Below are 22,979 nucleotides of genomic sequence, written 5' to 3'. Positions count from 1 at the left end.
AGTTGCGCTTTCAGCGGCAACACATGCTACTTGTAGTATACTCGGTCAGGGCAATCTTTTGCTCGGTGCAAACTTCGATGAAACAACACCTTTCTCAAGCAACCTCGGACACGTCAAGAGAGCGTAAGCTCCTACCCTGGCTCTTGCTCACCCTTGTCTTGCTCGCCTTCAGCCTCTGGAACCTCACTGGTCGGTCGATGTGGTGGGACGAGGGATGGACGCTGTCGGTGGCACGGCACTGGGTGGAACTGGATCATTACGGGCGTTTGCGTGACGGCGAACTCGCCCGCGGCGGGCTGGAGGCGTCATTTACCGTGACGGTTCCGGTTGGCGTCAGTATGAAGCTGTTTGGAGTGGGGCTATGGCAGGGCCGACTCTTCGGGGTATTCTGTGCGGTTGGGGTGATCCTGCTGCTTGCCGCGCTGACCGACCGGCTCTTTGACCGGCAGGTGGCCTGGGCAACCGTGTTTGCGGCGCTGCTCTTGACAATGCATCCCGAGGTTCACCCGTTGCTCCAGGGCCGCCAGGTGCTCGCCGAGATGCCCATGCTACTCTATTTGCTAGCGGGCTATCTCGCGCTCTGGTGGGCCTTGCGGGGGCAATGGGTGAGCTTGCTTCCAGCAATGCTCGGTCTCGGATTAGCATGGATCAGCAAAGCACAGACCGGCCCATTTCTGATAGTCTCACTTGTCATCCCCTTGCTGGCCGCACTGCTCTGGCGCCAGTGGAACGTCGTCACAGTGATAGGCCTCGCTCTCGTAGGAAGCTACGCCGTAGCACAGGGGCTCGTGCGGCTTGTCCCTCCATTACTGATCGATCCACAACTACCAACTGATCACGTAGAAGGTCTGGAAAGCGTTGTTGCTCTCGTTTCGACGCCTCTCAATCGCTGGTATGCGCTCAGTAATCTTGGCCTCTTTGCTTTACCCACGCTCTTAGGAGTAGGATGGGGCTTGCACAGACTCTGGTATGAACAAAAACAACATCCCCGACAGAACGCCTATTATCTACAGTTAGCTTTACTCAGCTTTGTTGGTAGCTGGCTCGGATGGTACAGCCTACTTTCGGCAGGACTACCACGCTATATGGGCGTGCCTGTAGTGATAGGCAGTATCTTTGTCGCCGTACTGTTGCAAAGCCTGACCAGCCGCTTTCATCTTGCCCAAAGTATGCGTAAACTTGCCGATCTCGTAACGCTGCGCCATCCAACCTGGGCTGGCGCAGCTGCCTTGCTCGCGCTGATCCTAACCATTACGGGGTTGTATTTCTCTCTTCGGAGCCTGATACGCTACTATCCTATCGTTGACTTCTCGGCGCAACGGGTCGCCACCTTGCTCAATGCCCATCCCCCTGGCACACGGATCGAAACCTATGAGAGTGAATTACATGTTTTGCTTGACCAACCTTACACTTTTCCACCTGATCAGATCCACGTTGCGCTGCTTGAGCGTAGTATCCTCGGTGCCAACGTAGAGATTGACTATGATCCGCTAACGAATGATCCCGACTATCTTGTCATCGGCCTCTTTGCGCGCAGCAACGAACTCTATCAACCTGTCATTGACAACGGTTCTTTTCGCCTGATCAAGAAAGATGGGGCATATGAAATCTTCGAGCGCATACGACCCTGATCAGGCTATCGGCCCTACCTCCCGCTTCCCCCTTCCCCCTTCCCAATGCTCGTCCTCGCGTGAAATAAGCCTTGGACGGTGCCGATGGCACGGCATTGCGAGCAACTCACTTACGCCTCAGACCCTAGCAGTTCCGGCCAGCAACAAACAAGCCAGCAGAGCGTAAGCATGATCGGTTGAAAGACCCCTCCTATGAGCGAGATCATAGCCCACGCGACCAGCGCAAGCAGGCGTGCGCGTCCATTATGCTGCCACAGCACGGCAAGAGCGGGGAGCACCGTGACGGCCGAGTAGTGCCAGACCACCCCTGCGATCAGGAGGGGCAGAATGATGCTCACGGCAAAACCCATGGCCGGACTGATCTGACGCATGCGGAGAAGGCTGACGAGCAGCATGATCGCGGTCACAACAAGTGGCCCAACCGTAGCTACGCTTCCAGGCTGCTGACGCAGGATGGCTGTCCACGAGAGCAAAAGGGGTGACGTCCACGTGCTGGTTGCGGCATAGAGCGATCCGGTATACCAGACATCAATGGTGGTAAGAAGGAGTGAGCCAAACACCACGATCAATCCAGTTACGGCAGCAGCGACCAGACCACGCCACCGTTGGTGAACAGCCAGGACAAGCAAACTCAAGCCTGGTGTGATTTTCAACAGGGCACCAATAGCTAAAGCAACGCCAGCACGCACATCTTGATGCTGCAAGCAAGCCAGCAGCGCAAGCGTCAGAAGTACCGCAATCAACGCGTTAATTTGCCCAAGCCAGAGCGACTGCCAGGTTGGTAAAAAGAAGAGCACACCGCAAAACGCGACATACCATGGAACCAGACGTTGCAGTACAATGATGAGCGCAAGCGTTGTTACGCCAACCAGAATCATCCAGAGCGCAAGCGCGGTAGGATAGGGCAACTGCGCAAGGGGAAGCAAGAGCAGCGCCAGGAAGGGTGGGTAGAGGTACACCGGAATCTCAGCCTCGGCCTCGGGAAGAACCCGTTCAAGCTGCACCTCGACTGGGTTCTGACCTTCACGCAAGACCCGTGCAGCGGCGATATACGAACGAGCATCACCACCCAGAGGAATGACAGTCACAGCATAGCGCATCACAAGGACGATATGCACGCATGAGAGAACCAGAAGAGCGCTCATTGCGACTAAGCGCATCAGTGTGGTTTGCTGAGTTGATCGTGAATAAGGCACAACCAGGATCCTTATTGTGGGCGCACAACGTGACAAGCGCTATCAAACTTACTCTATTGTACCAGTCTAGTGAAACCGCTCTATGAACAACGGGCACCAAACTGATCACACTGCCCAGGCCAGATTGATCGCCTCCTTTCAATGGCTCCTCCTCACCGTCGTCTTGCTCGCTTTTGGCCTCTGGAACCTGGCTGGCCCGCCGATGTGGTGGGACGAGGGGTGGACGCTGTCGGTGGCGCGGCATTGGGTCGAACTGGATCATTACGGGCGTTTGCGTGATGGCGAACTGGCCCGCGGCGGGCTCGAGGCGTCGTTTACCGTGACGGTTCCGGTTGGCCTTGGTATGAAGCTGTTTGGAGTGGGTCTGTGGCAGGGCCGCCTCTTCGGGGTATTCTGTGCAGTTGGGGTGATCCTACTGCTTGCCGCGCTGGCCGACCGGCTCTTTGACCGGCAGGTAGCCTGGGCAACCGTGTTTGCGGCGCTACTCTTGACGATGCATCCCCAGATCCACCCGTTACTCCAGGGGCGCCAGGTGCTCGCCGAAATGCCCATGTTGCTCTATCTGCTGGCGAGCTATCTCGCACTCTGGTGGGCCTTGCGGGGCCACTGGCTGGCGTTGCTGCCAGCAATGCTTGGCCTCGGGCTCGCCTGGATCAGCAAAGGGCAGACCGCGCCCTTTTTGCTGGCCTCGCTCGGAACAACACTAGTCGCCGCGCTGCTCTGGCGGCAGTGGCGGATCGCCGGGATGGTCGGGCTTGCCATCCTTGGCGGTTATGGAACGACCCGCCTCCTTGGGCTATTGAGCGGGTGGCTCCCAGTTGATCCAGCTTTGCCCCTCGATCCGGTTGAGGGACTACTCGATGTGATCGCGCTGGTCACTGGCTCACGAAACCGCTTCTATGCGCTCCAGCAACTGCTCAGCTTCGGTATACCGACACTGCTGGCCCTTGGGTGGGGCCTGTGGAACGTGTGGCACAGGCGTAACCTTGCACTCAGTAGCGATGATGATGTGCAACCAGATCATCGCGGGGAAGCCCGGCCTGCAACGCTGACCAGATGCAACCAGGCGAATTGGTACATCCAACTGGCGCTGCTCGCTTTTATTGGCAGTTGGCTCGGCTGGTTTCTGCTCTTCTCGGTAGGCGTGCCACGCTATATGGCCCCACCGATCGTCGTTGGCAGCATCTTCGTTGGCGCACTGCTCGGCGATTTGACGGGAGGGTTTGCGCTGAGCGCAAGTCTCAAGCGCCTGACCGATCTGCTGACCCTCCGCCAGATAAATCGCTTGGGTATGGGCGCACTACTAGCCTTGCTCATCGTCACCACCGGGCTAAGCCTGACGAGTCTTGCGTTTGTACGCTACTATGGTGAAGAAGACCAGGCCGCCTTCCGGGTCGCCGCGCTGCTCAACGCCGAGCCACCGGGGACGCGCATCGAGACCTACGAGAGTGAGTTGCACTTTCTGCTCAACCAGCCCTACACCTTCCCACCGGATCAACTGCATGTCGAACTGAATCGGCGCAGCCTGCTGGGCGAAGAGGTGGTGATTGACTATGACCCGCTGAAGAACGACCCTGATTACCTAGTTGTCGGGCGTTTTGCACGCGAGAATCGCCTCTACGAGCCAGTTATCGAACGTGGTGCCTTCCGGCTGATCCTGGAGGATAGCCGCTACGAAGTCTTCGAGCGCATCAGACCCTGACCCAGAACCTCACTCCTCCATCTCAATCATCACCATCAGCGTACCCTGATCCTGGCGCAGTTGTTCAGCCGAGAGATCGATCACCTGGGCAATGCCCTGCGCATCGAAGGGGGCCTGATAACGATTGACCCCGAGTTGCACCACGGCATGGCCGACAACGGGCGGAATCACGCAAACACGGATCGCCCAGGTGCCATCGGTCTGGGGATGCACGCTGAGCTGAAAACTATAGCCCTCTTGCTCAACCTCGGTGATGAAGAGATCTTCATCGTCGCCATAGGCCACACTCAGCGCTTCACGGGCCTGAATCATCCGCACAACCATTTGTGAAGGCACGGCGATGCGCCCAAGGAGGCGATGCGGGCGTGGGGGTGACGGGACGGGGCGACGTACCGGAACCCGGGAGGAAAAAGGGGGCAGCAACCTACCTTCACGTTCAGCCGTCGCGAGCGCAGAGGTACGGACAAACACCTCGGTACAATCGGCGCACTCCCAGAGATACCACCAGACCTGAGGGAAGGCCACGGCGGCGGCGCGGGCACCGGCATCAAGCGAGCGATCAACATACGCGGCCAGGGCATCATGGCACGCCTGACAACCGCCGCGAGGCTCATCGGCACCGGGGAGCAACAGGCCAAGAATGTGAGTACGGAGAGCCATGCACTCGGGGCAACGACGCATATGGCGGGCAATCGCGGGCGTCTGCAGCGGCTTGTGGGTACTGGTAAGCGTCAGCAGCAATGCCTCACGAATATCGTTACAAGAGGGAAGATTCATAGTATAACCTTCGTCCGAGTGTGCAACACCACCCGAACAACAAAAACACGTAACTCATTCTACCCTATCTGTACCAAATCGCGCCAATTGACTCTTGTTTTCGTCACACCCGAACCGCGCCACGGGTGTACGGCGAAAAACCGTGTCGTACATCGAAAAAAGCCAGCGACGCTGGCTTTTTCCGGTGTACGACACGGTTGCTTAATAGATTCCACCATCATACCAATTGCGCAGATCAGGCCTAGCGCGGAGATAAGCCCGTGCCTCGGCAATAATCGCGTGGATGCGGGCCGTACTGAGATGCACCCGATGGCTAATCATCTCAGCGGTAAGATCATCGCACGCCCAGAGATGAAAAATCCGCGCATTGCGCTCACCCATTGTCCGGATCAATTCAGTCTCAACCAAACGATCGAGCATCTGACCAAGCGCCATCTTTTCAGGCGTATCGGGATCAGGATCTTCCACCGGCAGAGTCATCCAATCAACGGTACGATCAAACGTACCGGAGCGTTTGCGTGCGTGCAGATCGCGCAGATAGCGATTGACCGCATTGGAAATGACCTGATACGCCCAAGTCGAAAAGCGACTAGCAAAGCGAAACGACGCGAGCGAGCGCAGCAACTCAAGCAGGGCCACCTGCGCAAGATCATCGAGATCGACGGCATCATCGCTCACCCAATCGAGGCCCGTATGGTGAAGAATCGCCCGCGCCTGCCCAAACCATGCCAACCACTCAGCTTCGTGGCCGGTCACATCACCAGAGCGCAACGCATCAACGAGAGGCGCATCGCAATAGACATTCCACGCCACCGAGCGCACGTCCTCATCGCTGCTATCAGGTGAGACACAGATCGCCACACGTTGAGCGAGCGCCAATTGCTCAGCCTCAGTCAACGGCCATTGTTCAGCCACCACCACACGGCGCACCACAGCGAGACAACGCAAACCAGGGGAATCACACGGCTCCATCAGAGGCTCCGACTTGCTACAGAAGGATCGAGTGAACAGAAACAAGTCACGTGACAAAGGGAGTGGCGTACCAGGAGCCAGGGCGGCCCACGCCAGCACCGCAACCTTATCACTAGACCTATCATAGCATATATGTCAGCCATTACCAACATATGACCAAAAGGTTACAAGAATCTAACCGTGGTTAATGAGAAGTTAAGAGGAAGGTACAGCCAATGCTTGTGCTACCGAAAACGACCAGCAAAGCTGGTCGTTTTCGGTAGCACAAGCACACGTTTTGAGGGCAGCAGGCGTAACGCTCAGAGACATGGGGGCACAACCCCATACGCGTAAAACCACAACTTCAGCGATTAAAAAATCTTAACCTAAAAAGCAAGAGTCAAAAAGGGGGATTTGGTACAGATGGAGTGATGGGTAAAACTCTGAGGTTTTGTGCGCGAAGATCAAACAGAGAGCGTAAGGTAGTCGTATGGCTGAGATCAAAATTCGACTTCGTTTAGGTCCATCTTCAGCTGATCAACGAGAACTAAATATTTCAGATGAGAAGATTGTTGGTGACCTGATTACCTATTGGAAAAAAGATTATCGCCTGGCCGAACAGGATGCCCAGGGTGAATTAATCCCCTATGCGCTCTACCGCGATCACGGCTCACATAAAGAACGTATTGACCCAAAACGCACCCTACGCAGTCTGCGCATGCAAGCTTTTGAAGAACTCTATCTGGCAGATACACGCCAACCCTGGTGCCAAGGGCAAAAACCTACAACACAACCACTAAAAGAGCCAAAGACTTCAAATCCTGTACCACCACCAGATCCCATCACCAGACCAGCGTTTGGCCCATGTTCGATTGAAATCGCACCGGGATGCGTCCACCAAATTGGGGAAAAAGGCCTGGTACTAAACCGAGAATATTTGCTCAAAGAGTTGCCGAAGTCTGTCGTTGCGCGTGAACGGGCTTTGACGATGCTCGGGATCGAATCACGCCTTGGCGCAGTAAGTCGCGGCGAGCCAGGGCATTGCAGCATTATCTGGCGCCAAAACTGGTATCTCATCGCGCATCATCAGATCTACATCAGTGGGACAAAGTACACGCGGAACGAGGCTGTTCAAATTAATCAAACTACAACCCTCCTTCTGGGGCGTGAGGGTTGGCCAATTACCATACGGCTCCATTCAACCATTATTGCACGCTAACATCTCCCGCAAGGGCTGGCTTGATAGACCGCACAGGTATAGACGTATTCGCACACACAGGAGGTTTCACCAATGGCCATGATTCGGATGGATATCGACCAGGCACAGCAAACCATCGATACGATGCGGCGGACAATGGAAGAGTTTAATACGCAACTTGGAGCCCTGGGAGGCTCAGTGGAGGGACTGATGGGAGCCTGGGAGGGCAATGCACAGATGCAATTCTCGAATGTCTGGCAAGAATGGCGCACGCGGTTTCAGGCTTCGATCAATGATCTGCAGCCAATGATTAGCGGACTCACCACCGAACGTCAGCAGATTATTGATGCCGACAGAAGTGGCAGTTTTGGGGGCTAGAGACCTTTTAGTACGTCCGTAATGAAGTTGAATACGCATCGTAGTGCTGTCAGTCTCAGCACTACGATGCGTATCATCAAAACGCACAAACCAAACCATACTTCGAGCTTAAGGCAACTTGAATCTTGTCCTTCGTCCTATCGCCAGGAGCTTTGTGATGACATTTGCGACTGCCGAAAAAGTGGGTGATGTTGATCTAGCGGCATCAGGCGGATCACACGAGCAACCGATTACGCTCTTCAATCGTCCTCCGCGCATTTTGCGCACCCTGCCTGATGATGAGATCAACATCCCTGGGCCACCTCAAGAGCCAACGATGCGCGGGGGGATGCGGTTAATTAGCATCCTGATTCCGCTTATCTCGTCCCTTATCTATCTTGGCATTGCAGGAGCACGGAGCAGCACAGGTGGGGCAGGCGCAATGCTGAGTGCCTTGCCGATTGTCGTGATTGGTATGCTCACTGGTGGAGCAGCTTTTTATACCTATCGGCAGCAGAAGCGTGAATACGAAGCGGCGCTGGTGACGTATCGCGAGACCTACCAGGCGGCCCTGGAAAAGATTCGCCGCCAGCTCCAACAACTCGAACGTCAACAACGAAGCTACTATGAAGAGAATGATCCCGATCTAAAAACCCTGCTCCAGATCGCCTATGGTGAGATCAACAAAAAGAGTGAACCAGTACCATCAAGCCGTCTTTGGGAACGCCGGCCTGAAGATACTGATTTTCTTGCGGTGCGCATTGGGCGGGGTGATCGACCAACCAGTGTGACGATCAAGCCTCCCAGTGTCAATGCCTACACTAAAGACGTTGAAGAGTCGCTCCTCATCGCCGATCAATTTCGCCTTGTACGCGATGTACCCGTTAGTCTCAATCTGCGCACCGTGGGATCCATTGGTATCGCAGGGCCTGATGGACGGACACTCAATCTATTGCAGGCCCTGATCTGGCAACTTGTCATCCACCATTCATCAAGCGAAGTGCGGATTGCGGCCTTCTGGGATGCAACCTTTGACGACTCATGGGACTGGCTCCGCTACCTGCCCCATACACGGCCCCTTGATGGCGATGAGAGTTATCGCCTTCTGGCTCGCTATGACCGCAATCCAGAAGATAGCGTGAGGGTGCTGTCTGCCGTGAGTAAAGAACTCAAACGGCGGCGTGAAGATGACCAGCGTGGACAACGCCCCTATCTCGTCGTCATTTTAAGCAGTTATCTCCTCCATCGTGAAGACCACCCACTCTTTGCGCAACTCATCACTGCACGAACAGCTGATATCAGTGCCATCTGCCTTGTACCTGAGGTTCGTGATGTACCAAGTGAATGTGGTGGGTACATTGATCTGGTTCATGGTGGTTCCCCTGAACATGCACGGCTTGGGGTTGCGGGCAAAGGTGGCGGCTACAGTATCTTCAAAGCAGATATGGCAACCACCGAGCAGAGTCGGGAGCTTGCGCTACGCATCGCCCCGGTTGAATTAGCTGACACTGATGGTGGCCGTGAAATGCCCCGTAATGTTCCGCTGCTCTCGTTGCTTGGTATCCCCGACGCAGCGACGTATGATCCGCAAACCCTCTGGGCGAAGGCACCTACCGATAGCTGGCATCCTGTGCCGGTTGGGGCACAGGGGGCCGGAGTGCCAATGGAAATCAATTTGAATGAGGGCATTCATGGGGTGCATGGCATGATTGCCGGGGCTACCGGTGCCGGTAAAAGTGAGTTGCTCTTGAGCTTTTTGATGGCACTGGCGATTCGGCATCACCCGGATCGACTCAATTTTCTGTTGATTGACTTCAAGGGTGGGGCCACTTTCCGCGATCTTGAAACCTTGCCCCATACCGCTGGGATGGTCACAGATCTCTCGGGTTTTATGGCTGAACGGGCTTTGATTGCGATGAATAGCGAGCTCGATCGCCGTAAGCGCCTGCTGAGCGCCAAGGGAGTGCCCAATATTAAAAGCTACCGTCGGGCCGGCTTTGACCAGCGCGGCGAGCCTTTACCCAACCTTTTTATTGCGATTGATGAATTTGATGAGATGATTCGTGACTATCCTCAGTTTCAGGATGAGTTAATCCGCGTAGGTAAGCAGGGGCGCAGTCTGGGGGTGCATTTGCTCTTTGCCACACAACAGCCTTCGCTAATTAAAGAAGGCCTACAAAACAATCTGAGTTACTGGATGTCGCTACGGGTCAATTCAAAGGATGATAGTCGTACGATGCTCGGCACACCCGATGCCGCCCAACTGGGGACAGATACACCAGGACGAGGTTTTCTGCGGGATAAGAATAGCGGTGTGCGCGTTTTTCAGTCGGCCCTCATTACGTCAACCTATCGCCAGGTTACGGGGCGGAGTACAAACGAATTTGATCTGACAGGGCATTTGCGCATCAATACAAGTGAAACGCGTGCCCAACAGATGTTTGAAGTGGAATTAGATGATCTGGTCAATCAACTGAAAACGACCCTGACCGAAAATGGGCGCAACAAGTTGCTTGAGGCAAGCATAGCCTCGATGTGCAAACAGTTCAATGAACTGTTCGATCGCGAAGCGACAGACACCGAATTAAAAGAACAGCACCGTGCAACGCGCACTGCGATTGACCTCTTTCTCCAGGCTCTGCATCAACTCTCGTATGACCCGAAGGAGATGAGTGAAGCTGAAGCGATTGACCATCAAATCAATCTGGCTTCACGCAAACTCATTGCCCTGTTAATGGGCAATCGCGAGCAAATTAGTGAGATTCGTCTGATCGCACGCCATATGGTTCAGGCGCAAGGGGCGCGCTATGCAGCGCAAAAGTATCGCATCTGGGAAGAACCGCTCCCCGCCACCTTACCCCTCGCTGAACTGATGCAACGTAGCGGCGGCAAGTCCAACTGGCTTGATGTGCCCTTTGGCGTTGTTGATCAGCCCGAACTTGCCTGCCACGATCTGCTGACAACTGACCTCGCCGGTGCTGGGGGCAATCTGCTGGCACTGGGAGCTTCGGGCAGCGGCAAAACAACCCTACTCCAGACCATCATGCTGGCATTAGCTCATACCCTCAGCCCAACCGACCTCTGGTTTTATGTCATTGATAGCACTGGTGCAGGCATTGGTCTCCAAGGCAAGTTGCCGCATCTTGCCCATGTGCTTGGACCACGCCAACATCTATTGATTGAGCGTATGTTTGTCGAGTTGCAGAACCAACTCGAAGATCGTCGCACCATGTTCCAACAACAGGGCGTAGCTTCGCTGAGCCAGTACCGCGAGCGCTATAGCCGACAGCCGGATGGCCTTCAACCTCCTCCTCCAGCGCTTGTTATTGTCATTGATAATCTGGCCGAGGTAACCAACCAGAATGAACTGGTGCTCGAGACGCTTAAAACCTTTATGCGTGAGAGCCGTGCCTATGGGATCTATTTTCTCGTGTCAGCCTACACGATGCGTGAAGTTGGCTCGCTGCTGGCCAATTTCGAGACCCGTATCGCGCTCCGACTCAATAGCGACGATGATTCAGCCTCGCTGATCGGCAAAGATTATGCGAGCAAGCTGATCAAACCTGATCAACCTGGACGTGCGTTTTTACGTGGCACCCCACGCCCCATCGAAGTGCAACTGGCGTTGCCAGCCCTACGTTCGCGCAAGGTGGCCGCAGATGTTGATGTGCAAGCCGAAGAGAAGGAAGTTGCGTACAGCGACCTTGTTGAGGAACTGCAACGATCAGCCGATCTCGTACGAACAACATGGCAGCACATCATGGCAAGCGGCGATCCTCGCAAACCCGAGGGCTTACGTCTGTTGCCACCAACAGTTGAAGTAGGAACCTTGCTCACACAGTTGCCTCCAGACTCAAGCCCGACGATCCCCCTAGCGATCGAGAGCGCTTCACTCCAACCGTTGCTCTGGTCGCTCGAACAAAATGCCCACCTGCTAATCACGGGCGGCTTGCGCAATGGCAAACGCTCGCTCTTGCGCACGCTGATGCTTGCTGCGACCCGGCGGATGGCGCTTGACGATTTCGAATTTGTGCTGGTTGACTATAGTATGCGCGCCCTGCGGGATCTTGCTGAACTGCCCCAGGTACGCACATTTACAGAACTAACGCTGGCAAACAAAGAAATCCGTGACATCACTGTTGTGACGGAGAAGGATGAATTCCTAGCAGTACTCCAAAAATTGACGGGCGAACTGGCTGAACGACTCAACCTGCTGCGCCGTGGCCTCCCAATTACCCGACGTACCATCGTGATCATCCATAACTGGGATCTGGTCGCGCAGGATAATCCGATGACAACCGCTTTTGACCCCTTTGTTCGCCGTGGTAGTGATGTCGGCTTGCATTGCGTGATCTCGTATACCGATCCGATGAGCCTCAATAGTGGCACGCTGTTACGAGCCGTCCGGGCCAGTGCAATTGAGGTGATTAGTGGACGACCGCCCAGCGACTCGGCACCCTATGCTTTGCCCATTACCAAACGGTTCAAGAGCGTGCTCGCCAGTGAGATGCCGCCTGGCCGTGGGTTTGTCCTGGAAACCGGGCAACCTGCCCGCCTCGTGCAACTGGCCTATGCCAGTCCGGAATATGTCAGGGAAGAACTGAAACGCGTTGGAACCGCCTCACATCATCCTGTCGCGCAGTAGCTATGCGATGTTGCAGAAAGGTTTATCACAATGACGACCCAAGCCACCTTCGTGTTGAGCCAAGAAGAAGTCTATGCTGCCCTTTCGTATGTACGAGCCCGGGGGCTCCTTGGCATTGATCCAGCCTCGCTTGCCAATGTTGACGCTGAAGAGCGTCAGGCGCTACTTGCCGCGGCCGGACGTGCTCTGCAAGCACGAGGCATGCTGAACCGCGATGAAGAGAAGCAACTCGTCCTGGAAGAGACCGTCCGGACAACACTCGATGCGGCAGCCCGAGCGCCACGTTCACTCTCAGCGATTAGCCGTAAAGCCGGACAGGAAGCCTTGCAGAGCTATATCGTCCATCACAACGATGGTCTCTGGATCAAGCATACGCAGCCCGAGAGTGGCTTGCATCAGTTTACGCTTGCCCGTGAAAGTCTACCCCTCCAGGAAGATTTGACCGCAATGTTTGCGATCGCCAATCAGGCGCGGCCACAGGCAACAACTTTTACGCTTGATCAAGCCGAGTTAGAGCAGATCCAGAGCGCTGTGCAAGCAGAACCAGATCATGTGGCAGAACGCGTGGTTGCAGCCGGGGCCGACGAGGCAACTGGACAACTATTTGCTGAATTGCTCATTGGCGAACGTGACTCGGCCATCGTGCAAACGATTGATCGCACAAACCCGGGAGCGGAAGAAGAGACGCGCACCGTAACGCTCTTGCATAACCATCAGGGCTTCTGGATGATGCGAACCTTGAATCCAACTCAACTACAGTGCCAGCCAGCCAGTGCCGAAGAAGTCAGGCAGATGCTGAAGGAACTGATTGACCTGTTGTAGCGACTAAAAGACCAGACCCGACGAAGATCCAGCCAAGCACGCCAACGGTTTCACCCAGACCATGTGAAGCCTCGAACATCATATTCTGTCTTGACCTCTCTATCACGGACACAAAGGAGCTCAAACCATGCCAGGCATCATTCGTGCTGATACCGATCAACTCCGTGCCGTCGCCAACCAGATGCGTACAACCGCCGAGCAGATTTCCACCGGGACTGGTTCGATGCAACAGTCAATGGAGATGCTCGATATGGTCTGGAGTGGCAAGGCGCGTGATCGTGGCATGGAGGCATGGACGCGCATTGTCGCCCGCTACAACCCCGAGGTCAACACCCTGCTTCACCTTGCCAAAGAACTCGAAGCCCTGGCGCAGCGCATGGACGAGGCCGCAGCTGTCTTTGGCGATAGCGGAAGTGGGATTGGGGGAGGTGAAAAAGTTTCAAGAGACGAGAAAGTATCCACGGCACAAGAATTACCCACTGACGCACCAAAAAACATGTTTGATATGTACAAAAAAATCAGAGGAGAGCCGGAAATAAAGATTTTTCGGATCGGAGATAATGAATTTGTTATTACTCTAGAGGGCACTCAAAGTGACGGAACTCTTGGTGGTGCAGGAATTTTTGGTGGTGCAGGATGGGGAAATGCCATTGCTGCCCAACAGGGAAAAGATACTGCTTACTCACACCTATTAGAAAAAGCTCTACGTAGCTTACCTGATGGAGCAGACGTTCATTTGTTTGGCTACAGTCAAGGAGGAATAGTTGCTCAAAATCTTGCTTATAAACAAGATTTTCTCAGTCATCATGATATCAACTTAAAATCGATTAGCACCTTTGGCACACCAGAACCCATTTACGGTGAGGTAGAAGGTATTACATATAAGCATTTTGACTCTTCGGATGATCTGATTGGAAAGATAGGAAAACCTATCAGTAAAACCCCTGAATCAGAACTGACTGTGATTATCTCTGCGATAGATAAAACAGTAACAAATAATGCACACGGATCATATGGCAATAAAGAATCAGATATTGCCAAAAAAATGCAAGATGTCGATGAACAAAAAACAGGACAATTACCTTTCAAAATAGAACAATGGGAACGCTATGACAATAATGAATTTGACACTAATTCATTAACATTGAATGATTTAGGGAACATTGCAAGTAGAGGATTACAAGAAGGTATGCAAAATGCTAAAGAATCATTCGATAACACCTTAGAAGCAGCAAATGAGCAATTACAAAAGATAGAAGAAGCAGCAAATGAGCAATTACAAAGGGGGAAACAAACGTTAGAAACCGCTTTTAGCAATCTTGATCCGAGAAATTTAGCATTTTTACCAGGCCGAAAAGCTGGCTGATTTGTAGCCATAGCCGCATGGAACACATAAGAAGGAGCAGCATATGAACAGTTTCGAGTTCTGGGCGCATATGCAGAGCTACGCGCAGATGAGTCGCCTCTGGTGGTACACATTTGCCGCGTTGCCCGCAATGATCATTGCCGGTGGGGCGTATCCGTTGATGGCGTTTGCGTTGCGGCGCAAAACGTCGCCACCAATGATCTTTTTCTGGCTCGTCGTCGCTGGGATTCCGGCCTTGATGGTCTTTCCATCATTTTATATCAGCACCAACCTTGAGGCCTCGCTCGCTCAAGTGAACTTTGCGATCCCTGGCCGACCACAGGATTTTCCCCTTGCGCAGGCACGGATGCTCGGGGCAAGCCTTGATACGCTGGCCCTCTATGGCATTGTGGGGGCAGCCCTGACGATGATCATCATGGTAGCAGGCTCGCTCGTTGGTGATGTGCCGGTCGCAAGCCCGATTGTGCAACAGATTTCACAGTCGCTGACCAAAGCCGTGACGAGAGCGATGAATCCTGGACGAAGTGCAGCAACGCTCAGTGGTCAATATGGTGTCTTGAAAGTTATCCAGGGTTCAGCAAGCGGCAGCCAGTATGTGGTACGCAATGGCACCATTGGCAAACAAGATGCCGATATTTTGATTACCGATACCGTGGTCTCACGCAAACATGCCCGCCTCGAAGTCAAAGGTGGCACGCCACAACTCATTGATGATGGCAGTATGAATGGAACCTATATTGTGCGTGCCGGACAAGAATATGAGCTGAATGGGGCCGCGATGGAACTGCAATCAGGCGATACGATCTACCTTGGACCGCCAAGCCTGCCGACAGCTGTGGCGATGGTCTATGAACGGAATGGAGCCTAGCAATGCGTTATCTGCTCATCCTCGTTGTTATGCTGGCCCTGTTGATGCCAACCTTTGCGGCAGCTCAGGGAAGCCCAGACGTTCAAGTTGACACCTATGGCCTGCGCATTGATGGCCGGACGGTCGAGGTGTTGTTTCGTGTCAGGGATCGTGCCACTGGGCGTGACCTGCAAGGGCTTACCTCACGCGATCTACGGCTCATTGAGGATAATCTCACGATCAATCCACGCCTTGAAGTGAGCGAAACCCAAACCGATGCCGTCAATCCATTTCAGAGTGTCGATCTGGCGACGCTGCCAGGTGGTACCCAGCCAGTCGCAGGGAGTCAGGCTGTTGAGTTGGAGGTTGTAGGTTCAACCATTGGCATTGTCTACGATGCCAGTTTGCTGATGAATGCGGCGGGCGATCCAACCGATTACGTGGCGCGTGGGCGTGGGTTGATTATTGATTTTCTGGAAGCCGGACGAATGATCGCCCCGAACAATCCAGAGCATGTCGGACTCTTTATCCCACTCAGTGTTCCTACCATCAGCGGTGAAAATATACGACCGATGGAACTACCCGATTTTGTGCATGATCGCAATGCAGTCATCAACACTCTCAATCAGATGGCACCACGCACCGGCAAGACCAACATCTTTGATACGATTTCGCTTGCAGTGGCGGCAACAGCCGATGCAGCCGCTGAGCGAGGGGCCGATGCCTATGTGCTGGTGGTGACCGATGGTGGCGACTCGACCAGCGTTGGTTCGCTTGATGCACTGATGGCCGAGGCAAGCGCACGCAATGTCAGGATGCTCATTGTTGGCGTTGGCCCACAGCAACGCCTCGCAAGCAATGCTGCCACCCTGACGACCCTGGCAAACAAAACCAGGGGTGCTTATATCGGCAATCCCTCAGGCGAAGAGCTCCAGAATTTTTATGGCCGTTATGTCAATGTTGTCGGTCAAAGCGCGTATGTGTTGCGCTACACAACTGACCTGATTGATGACGGCAAAACCCATAATCTGATCATTCGAATTGAAGGCCCCGGACGGGGCGAAAGCCCGGTGATTCCCCTGTTTGTGGACATGCCTGGCCCGGTCGAGGAGCTCGACCTGCGCCCAGTTTTGCAGGGATATGCGTTACGAGCCGTGCCATTGCTGATCGTCGTCTCAGTCTTGATGACTTCACTGGTCTGGTTTAGTAAACGGTTCAAAGGGCCGAGCAGTTCGATCAGTGGTGGCATTACCCGAGCATAAGAGGTTGTTATGCAAGATCTGGCCCCTGGATCACGCTATGGTAGCTTTCAGATCATTACAAAACTTGGACGTGGTCTGACTGGCCCTGTCTACAAGGCAGTCTATACAAGGGACGGTTCTGAAGTGGCGCTGAAATTCCTCGAAGAGCGCGATGAGAGTGTTACGTCCTATTTTTTTAACGAAATGGGTCTCTTACGTCGCGCCAAAGAGCATGGTCGCAATCATACCCACCTGATCGAGTATGTAGCGAGTTATACCACTCAGAAGCCTTTCTGTCTGGCAACCCGGTTTTATGAGGGACAAGAACTGACTGAGGTATTGACCAGTTGGGTCGCCCCTGGGTTAGCCTTACGCATTATTGAGCAGGTTGCCGGGGCACTCGATTATCTGCACCATGGGCATCCCGATGCCCCTGTTGTCCACCGCGACGTCAAGCCTGGCAATATTATGGTAAATTCCGCCGGGGATGCGCTGCTCATTGATCTGAGTGCAGGCAAGCACCCGGGTTTTATGCGCGAAAACGAGCGTAGCCTGGGCACGCCGCAATATATGCCCCCCGAACAGTATGAGGGCGACGAACAGCCACAAACGGATCAGTTTGCCCTGGCAATGGTCGCTTACCAGTTGCTGAGTGGCAAGGCCCTGCTCGGTGGACATGCCGACCGCGAGCAGAAGCAGATGCGTGCGTTGCGCGATAGTGGGTATGCCCGCATCCGCCAGGGCCTCTCAAAGATGCCTGCAACGGCAGACGTGATCATACGTGCGGTGGCATATGAATGGACATTACGTTATGCAACCTGCGAAGAGTTTGCCTACGAGTTGCGCCGTGCCCTCGTGAGCGATGGAATTTCGCTTGATCTGATGGCACCAGTACCCGTTCAGCACAAATACAAACAGTGGTTGGCGTACGGGGCAATGGGCGTGGCAGTCGTCATAGCCCTCTTTATCCTCGTGATGAATCCGTTCCAGACAAGCTCCCCTCAAGTACCTGGACGAACGGTGAATCCACCAACAGCAACCCTGGCGGTTATCGAGCAACCTGGAACAGGAGCGAATCAAGCAGGGTTCGTCATTAATCCACCAGGCGCGGGGTCGGTCGCAATCGATCCAACCACGGGGCTTGCACCAACCACAAGCATTGTTGCGCCGAGTACAGCCTCACTGAATACAGGTGGCAGCATCAGTCCAGCCCGTTCGGGCTGTGCGCTGCGCAACATACCCTCGACCGACGGCAGCATTATTCCATACAGTGCTCAGAGCCGGTTGATTCCTTCTGGGGTCAACCTGACCATCCTTGAACAACGGAACACATGGTATAACGTGCGCCTGCCCGACAGTCGCACCGGCTGGTGTCCAGATTATCAACTCAACCTGGGAGGTATCCGATGACGGCCAAAACGTTCACCCAGGCCTTTGACATTGGCAGTCAATGTGACAAAGGCCGTCGCCCGAATAACGAAGACCGGGTCTTACGGGTTGAGGAGCAAAAGCAGGTCACTGAAGCCCAGCGCCGAGCCCTGGGACGACTCTACATTGTTGCTGATGGCGTTGGTGGCAATGATAACGGCGAGGTCGCGAGCAAACGGGTCGTCGAAAGGTTAATGTTCCATTACTACGAGGGCGAGCACCCAGAGGGAAGTAGCTATGCCGAGCGTTTCCAACGTGCGATCCAGGCGACAACCCGCGAGATCTTTGAGGAGTCAGTCGCCGCCAATAATAATATGCGCTCGACCATGGCAGCGGCGCTGATTCTTGATCATCAAGGTCAGCCAGACAAACGCCAGGCCATCATTGCCAATGTGGGCGATAGTCCCGTCATCCTCTTTCGCAAAGGGGCAAAACCACAGAAACTAAGCCAGGATCACGTGAGACGCGACCAGTCGCTGTCGCAGGCAATGGGCGACGCGATGGTCAACGTCACCATTTTCAACCAGACTCTCCAGCCCGATGATATCCTCGTGATCTGTTCCGACGGACTCAGCGACGGGGCAAAGGGGCCTGTTCCGCCCAGTGCCATCGAAAAAATAGTCCGCACCATGCCTTCGCAGGCAGCCGCAGACGAACTGGTGCGCTTAGCAAAGCGGATTGGCAGCAACGACAACATCTCAGCGATTGTGATCCGCAATGGCGAGCGCCCGCTGCCCGTACGCCTGATGACGCAGAGCATCGGGGCATTCTTTGGGGTTGCCGTGCTGATCCTTGCAGTCGTTCTGCTGATCAGAGCAACCGACCCGGAAGGCGGTTTCTTGCCTGGAGGCATTGAAATCAATTTCCAAGGAAGTAGCAATAGTGGGTTTAACCTTGACCCAACCACTGGCATCAAAGCAACCTGGACGCCACAGCCAACAGCCACCCCCGAGCCAACGCGACCGGTTGACACAAATCGCCCTGGTGCGCCTACTACTGCACCCCAAAGGCCAAACCCGCAACAAGGCGGGCCAATGGGCGGGCCGACAGCGCTACCGAGTGTAGCCACAGCGATACCAACAACAGCAACTCCAGAACTTGGCGCACCAATACTGCCGACTACGGCTCCAGCGTCGCCGACGCTGACGCCAACACCGACGCCGAAACCACCGCCACCCCAACCGGAACCGGAACCGGAACCAGAGCCGGAACCGGAACCGGAACCAGAACCGGAACCAGAGCCGGAACCGGAACCGGAACCAGAACCGGAACCGGAGCCGGAACCGGAACCAGAACCAGAACCTGGAGAGGGAGAGGGAGAGGGAGAGGGAGATAAAGAGCGTGATCCTTATCCATAGCCCAAACCTCTAAGAAACTGCCTGAAAAGGGCAGTTGGGTGCGCGGGCCTCTGGCCCGCATGCGGGCCAGAGGCCCGCGCACCCAGGTTATCCCAAGGATTTATCACTAATGCACTAGCCACACCCTCACTATTTGGAAGTAGCATCATCATGATTTGGAAGAACCATCGCATAACACTGACTTCACTCGGCATTAGTGCCATAATCATGCTCCTTGTGGCCCTAATGAATTTGGTCGAGGTGACACAGCCGGTTGGGGCAAGCGAAGGCGAGCCATCCCCTCATCTGAAGGTAGAGAGCATTCCGGCAGCAGACAACCCACTCGCTGCGGGAGACCAACTCATGTTGGTAATGACGATCAGCAATACCCTTGATCATGAACTCGATATCTTCAGGCTTGATCAGGTACTGTCCCCAACGCTTCCGCTGGAGGGTGATGTCTATTTTAGTGATGCCATCAGCGGATGCACAACTCTGCCGTGCGCGACTGCAACAATAGTGAGCAATACGACAGCGCTCATTACCACAACCTACACCGTCAAGGCAGATGCCATTGTAGGAAATGTGATCAGTCATACAACCACGCTGAGCGCACCAATTCTGGCAGCGCCGCTCGTATGGTTAGGGGTAACAAGCCCGGTTGATGGCCCGCAATTGCATGTGAACACGCACTATGACAGTGAAGACCCCACGATTGATGGGCATCTTAGCCTGACTATCGTCATCACAAATCCGTCGCAACGGGCCATTGAAAGTATGACTGTATCACAAACGCTTGTACCAGAACTACCACTGGTAAACGTAGAGCTAGGTGATCAGATTGCCAATTGTGAAGCATGGCCGTGTGACACGCTGACAATCTTGAGCAATGCAACCGGATTGATTACGGCCACCTACTACATCAATCAGGTGGTTGATCAACCGATCACTCATACTTCCACCTTGAGTTCTAGCATTCTACCCGAGCCACAAGTCTTCATTGATGCAACTCGACCAGTCAAACGGCAACACCTCTTTTTACCCATCATTCAAGCTACCTACCCCGATATCTATGCCCAATGGGTGCAACTGGCACAACCAGCAGGTGGGACTTCAATCAACTATATCTATGTCTCACAAGCAACCATGGCATGCAGCGGACCAACCAAAGAGCAATATCTGCCAACAACAATTCTCGCAGCCACAAACAATGGCATTTATCAATTGCGTCACGCCAGTGTGCCAGGTGAACTACCAGCGTGGGAACTACGTGGGAGTAACACGATTTCGGTTTCACACATCATTAGCACAACCAATGGCTACTTTGCCAGCAGTTTCAACCAGAACAGTATCTTTCGCAGCACTGATGGAGGTCAAACCTGGCAGGCTGAAACTCTTCCAGAAGCTAATCGGTTTGTCTACTGGCTTGCCGCAAGTGGTGAACGAATCCTCGCCGCTGGGAATCGTGGCTTGTTTATCAGGGAAACTCACGGAGGATGGGTACAAGATACACAGGTAACCGGAAGCATTTTTGGTGTAGCGGCCCGTGGAACCAATGCTTATGCCATCCAAATCGGCAACGACAAAGACGCTCTCTGGGTCAGCACAGAAGGTGGCGAACCAGGCACATGGGCAAACATCGGAGAATTGCCTGGGGCGGCCAACTTTATGCAAACCCTCTATGCCGGCAATGAAGGTACAGGTGGGCTCCTCATTGGAGTAATAGGCGGTGGCATCTACCGGCTAAATGCTGACGGAACCTTCACACCTTTCAGTCAGGATGCCAACTTGACCGTCTACGGGATGTGGCGTGACGCTCAACAGCGTCTGTATGCTGCATTTCGTGAACCAGGCGGCCTACAACGCTTTGCGCCAGAAGGTGGTGCGGGTGAACCCTTGCATACACTTGGCGGAGACGCACCATCGAACAACGAGCGGATCTACAGCATCAATGGCAATGCAGGCGAGCAATGTGGCATGATCATCACCGGTAGCCGCCAGGGCACGATCCACCTTCGTCGCATTCCGTGAGGATACATAGGATGAGCACTTCAGCTAATGCTTCAAGCAATCAGATGACGAGAACGTTCCGGATCCATTTCAGTGAGCGCCATGTGTTGCAAGAGGATCTCGAAATCGACACGCCGCTCTATCTGGTGATCAGCCAGTTGGCGCAGCGGCATCAGTTGCCGGTCGTCGAAGGAGGCTATGGATTCTTTGCTGGTGCTGAGCGACGACCACTCAGTCGCGAGGTGCCCTTGACCCGTACTCCTTATGCGAATGGGGGCGAACTCTATCTTGCCCCGGTGCATGCACCCTGGTGGGCACCGATGCCCATTGTCGCAGCGATGCCGACCCCAGCAGTGCCTGTCAAGCGCACTCCAACATTGAGTCTGCCAGCGCGTCCTCGCTTGAGCCTCACCCCACAGAATATCCTGCTGATCACGATTGGCGTTATCGCCATCGCGATGCTGGGCTTGCTTTTCTGGCCCCAGGGGACAACCAATGGCCCAACCGGGAACCAGAGTGTCAGCATCATTGCGCCAAGTGAAGTCATTGCGCTGCCAACGGCCACGCTATTACCCGCAACCCCAACGCCTGATGGGGCAACACGGGCGCGTCAGCATTACCAGGATGGCATGACAGCCTATGCCGCCGAAAACTGGCCCGTCGCCGCTGAACATTTCCAGGAGGTCTATGCCTACGATGCGAGCTATCGAGAGATTGGGTCGGTCTTGAGTGCAAGCTTCTACAACTGGGGCATTACGACACGCGATGCAGGCGATATCACCACAGCCCTGGCTCATTTTCAATCAACGATCAAGGTCGATAGCAACCACGCGCTTGCCCGTACCGAAATTCAGAAAGCGAATATCTATCTGGATGCACAAAAGAAGGTCGCAAATGGCAACCTTGACGGTGCGGTTCAACGGTATCAAAGCCTGATCGAAATGAATGGCGGCAATTATGCCGATGCAACGACGCAGATCTACGAACTGCTGTTAAACCAGGCCGAAACAGTTGCCCAACAGGGTGGCAATGAGAATCTGCAACTTGCGTTGGAGCTCTATCGCGAAGCAGCAGGGGTTGAAGTTGCCGATCGCAGCAAGGCTGAGCAGGGCATTGTCGAAATCCAGGCGCTCCTGCCAAGCCCTACGCCACTACCCAGACCAACGGCTACACCCCAACCAAAGCCAGCTTCACGGCTACGCTTTTCGGTTGCCAACTATAACGATGATCCTGGCTGCATCTCGGTCAAGATCAACGGCATCTCCCCGGCTGGTTGGTACTTCTCGGTCGATGGCATTCGCGGGGTGAGCGGACGTTTCGATGGGGGTGGCAATGCACGCGCCTGTGGTCTTGCCCCAGGGCAGGAAGTTACGATCTCGGTGATTGATGGCAATGGGAGGGTTGTGGCTGGGGGCAGCGGAGTGCCTTCAAAGGGAAGTGCAATCATGATTGCGAATTGGAACTAGATTTT

16 protein-coding genes are annotated in these 22,979 nt (G+C 54.4%); 13 read left to right on the top strand and 3 right to left on the bottom strand.

Annotated features, from left to right (window positions below; genetic code table 11):
• Positions 1-77: 77 nt before the first annotated feature.
• A complete protein-coding gene (locus EYB53_RS16450; RefSeq protein WP_167857445.1) occupies positions 78-1,631 on the top strand; it encodes an ArnT family glycosyltransferase in 1,554 nt (517 codons plus the stop codon).
• A 110-nt stretch (positions 1,632-1,741) separates the two neighbouring features.
• Here EYB53_RS16450 and EYB53_RS16445 read toward each other — a convergent pair whose 3' ends face one another.
• Positions 1,742-2,719 carry a glycosyltransferase family 87 protein gene (locus EYB53_RS16445; RefSeq protein WP_167857444.1) on the bottom strand — a complete coding sequence of 326 codons (978 nt, stop codon included), beginning with the start codon at positions 2,717-2,719 and terminating at the stop codon, positions 1,742-1,744.
• A gap of 190 nt (positions 2,720-2,909) precedes the next feature.
• On the opposite strand from EYB53_RS16445, the gene EYB53_RS16440 reads away from it, so the two are divergent.
• Entirely contained in the window at positions 2,910-4,529 is a 1,620-nt protein-coding gene (locus EYB53_RS16440; protein WP_135479507.1) for an ArnT family glycosyltransferase, read from the top strand.
• Between the two features lie 9 nt (positions 4,530-4,538).
• On the opposite strand, the gene EYB53_RS16435 is transcribed toward EYB53_RS16440, so the two are convergent.
• Together EYB53_RS16435 and EYB53_RS16430 are read right to left on the bottom strand one after the other, a co-directional pair.
• Positions 4,539-5,306 carry a hypothetical protein gene (locus tag EYB53_RS16435; protein ID WP_135479506.1) on the bottom strand — a complete coding sequence of 256 codons (768 nt, stop codon included), beginning with the start codon at positions 5,304-5,306 and terminating at the stop codon, positions 4,539-4,541.
• Between the two features lie 201 nt (positions 5,307-5,507).
• Positions 5,508-6,278, bottom strand: coding sequence for a sigma-70 family RNA polymerase sigma factor (locus EYB53_RS16430; RefSeq protein ID WP_135479505.1), 771 nt, complete (start codon positions 6,276-6,278; stop codon positions 5,508-5,510).
• 469 nt (positions 6,279-6,747) lie between these two features.
• Between EYB53_RS16430 and EYB53_RS16425 the strand changes: the two genes are divergently transcribed.
• The 11 genes from EYB53_RS16425 to EYB53_RS16375 all read left to right on the top strand — a co-directional run bounded on the left by EYB53_RS16425 (position 6,748) and on the right by EYB53_RS16375 (position 22,974).
• Positions 6,748-7,476, top strand: coding sequence for a hypothetical protein (locus EYB53_RS16425; RefSeq protein ID WP_135479504.1), 729 nt, complete (start codon positions 6,748-6,750; stop codon positions 7,474-7,476).
• A gap of 72 nt (positions 7,477-7,548) precedes the next feature.
• Positions 7,549-7,833 (top strand): WXG100 family type VII secretion target, encoded by a 285-nt coding sequence (locus tag EYB53_RS16420; protein WP_135479503.1) that lies wholly within the window; start codon positions 7,549-7,551, stop codon positions 7,831-7,833.
• Between the two features lie 157 nt (positions 7,834-7,990).
• Complete coding sequence (locus EYB53_RS16415) at positions 7,991-12,457, top strand: FtsK/SpoIIIE domain-containing protein (protein ID WP_135479502.1); 4,467 nt, start codon at positions 7,991-7,993, stop codon at positions 12,455-12,457.
• Positions 12,458-12,487: 30 nt separating this feature from the next.
• Complete coding sequence (locus tag EYB53_RS16410) at positions 12,488-13,279, top strand: YfjC family protein (RefSeq protein ID WP_135479501.1); 792 nt, start codon at positions 12,488-12,490, stop codon at positions 13,277-13,279.
• 127 nt (positions 13,280-13,406) lie between these two features.
• Positions 13,407-14,645: a WXG100 family type VII secretion target gene (locus tag EYB53_RS16405; RefSeq protein WP_135479500.1), complete on the top strand. Its 1,239-nt coding sequence runs from the start codon at positions 13,407-13,409 to the stop codon at positions 14,643-14,645.
• Positions 14,646-14,688: 43 nt separating this feature from the next.
• Positions 14,689-15,513 carry an FHA domain-containing protein gene (locus EYB53_RS16400; protein WP_135479499.1) on the top strand — a complete coding sequence of 275 codons (825 nt, stop codon included), beginning with the start codon at positions 14,689-14,691 and terminating at the stop codon, positions 15,511-15,513.
• 2 nt (positions 15,514-15,515) lie between these two features.
• Positions 15,516-16,754, top strand: coding sequence for a VWA domain-containing protein (locus EYB53_RS16395; RefSeq protein ID WP_135479498.1), 1,239 nt, complete (start codon positions 15,516-15,518; stop codon positions 16,752-16,754).
• Positions 16,755-16,763: 9 nt separating this feature from the next.
• Entirely contained in the window at positions 16,764-18,143 is a 1,380-nt protein-coding gene (locus EYB53_RS16390) for a serine/threonine protein kinase (protein WP_135479497.1), read from the top strand.
• Positions 18,140-19,519 (top strand): PP2C family protein-serine/threonine phosphatase, encoded by a 1,380-nt coding sequence (locus EYB53_RS16385; protein ID WP_135479496.1) that lies wholly within the window; start codon positions 18,140-18,142, stop codon positions 19,517-19,519. The genes EYB53_RS16390 and EYB53_RS16385 overlap by 4 nt, the downstream gene beginning before the upstream one ends.
• 150 nt (positions 19,520-19,669) lie before the next feature.
• On the top strand, positions 19,670-21,529 hold the full coding sequence (locus EYB53_RS16380; RefSeq protein WP_135479495.1) for a WD40/YVTN/BNR-like repeat-containing protein: 1,860 nt from the start codon (positions 19,670-19,672) through the stop codon (positions 21,527-21,529).
• A gap of 44 nt (positions 21,530-21,573) precedes the next feature.
• The gene (locus tag EYB53_RS16375) at positions 21,574-22,974 is read left to right on the top strand and encodes a tetratricopeptide repeat protein (protein ID WP_135479494.1); all 1,401 of its coding nucleotides are present in this window, start codon (positions 21,574-21,576) and stop codon (positions 22,972-22,974) included.
• Positions 22,975-22,979 lie beyond the last annotated feature (5 nt).

Source organism: Candidatus Chloroploca mongolica, assembly GCF_004762035.2.
GTDB classification, from domain to species: domain Bacteria; phylum Chloroflexota; class Chloroflexia; order Chloroflexales; family Chloroflexaceae; genus Chloroploca; species Chloroploca mongolica.
Note: the sequence above shows the minus strand (reverse complement) of the source record. Positions and strands in the feature narration are given on the sequence as shown.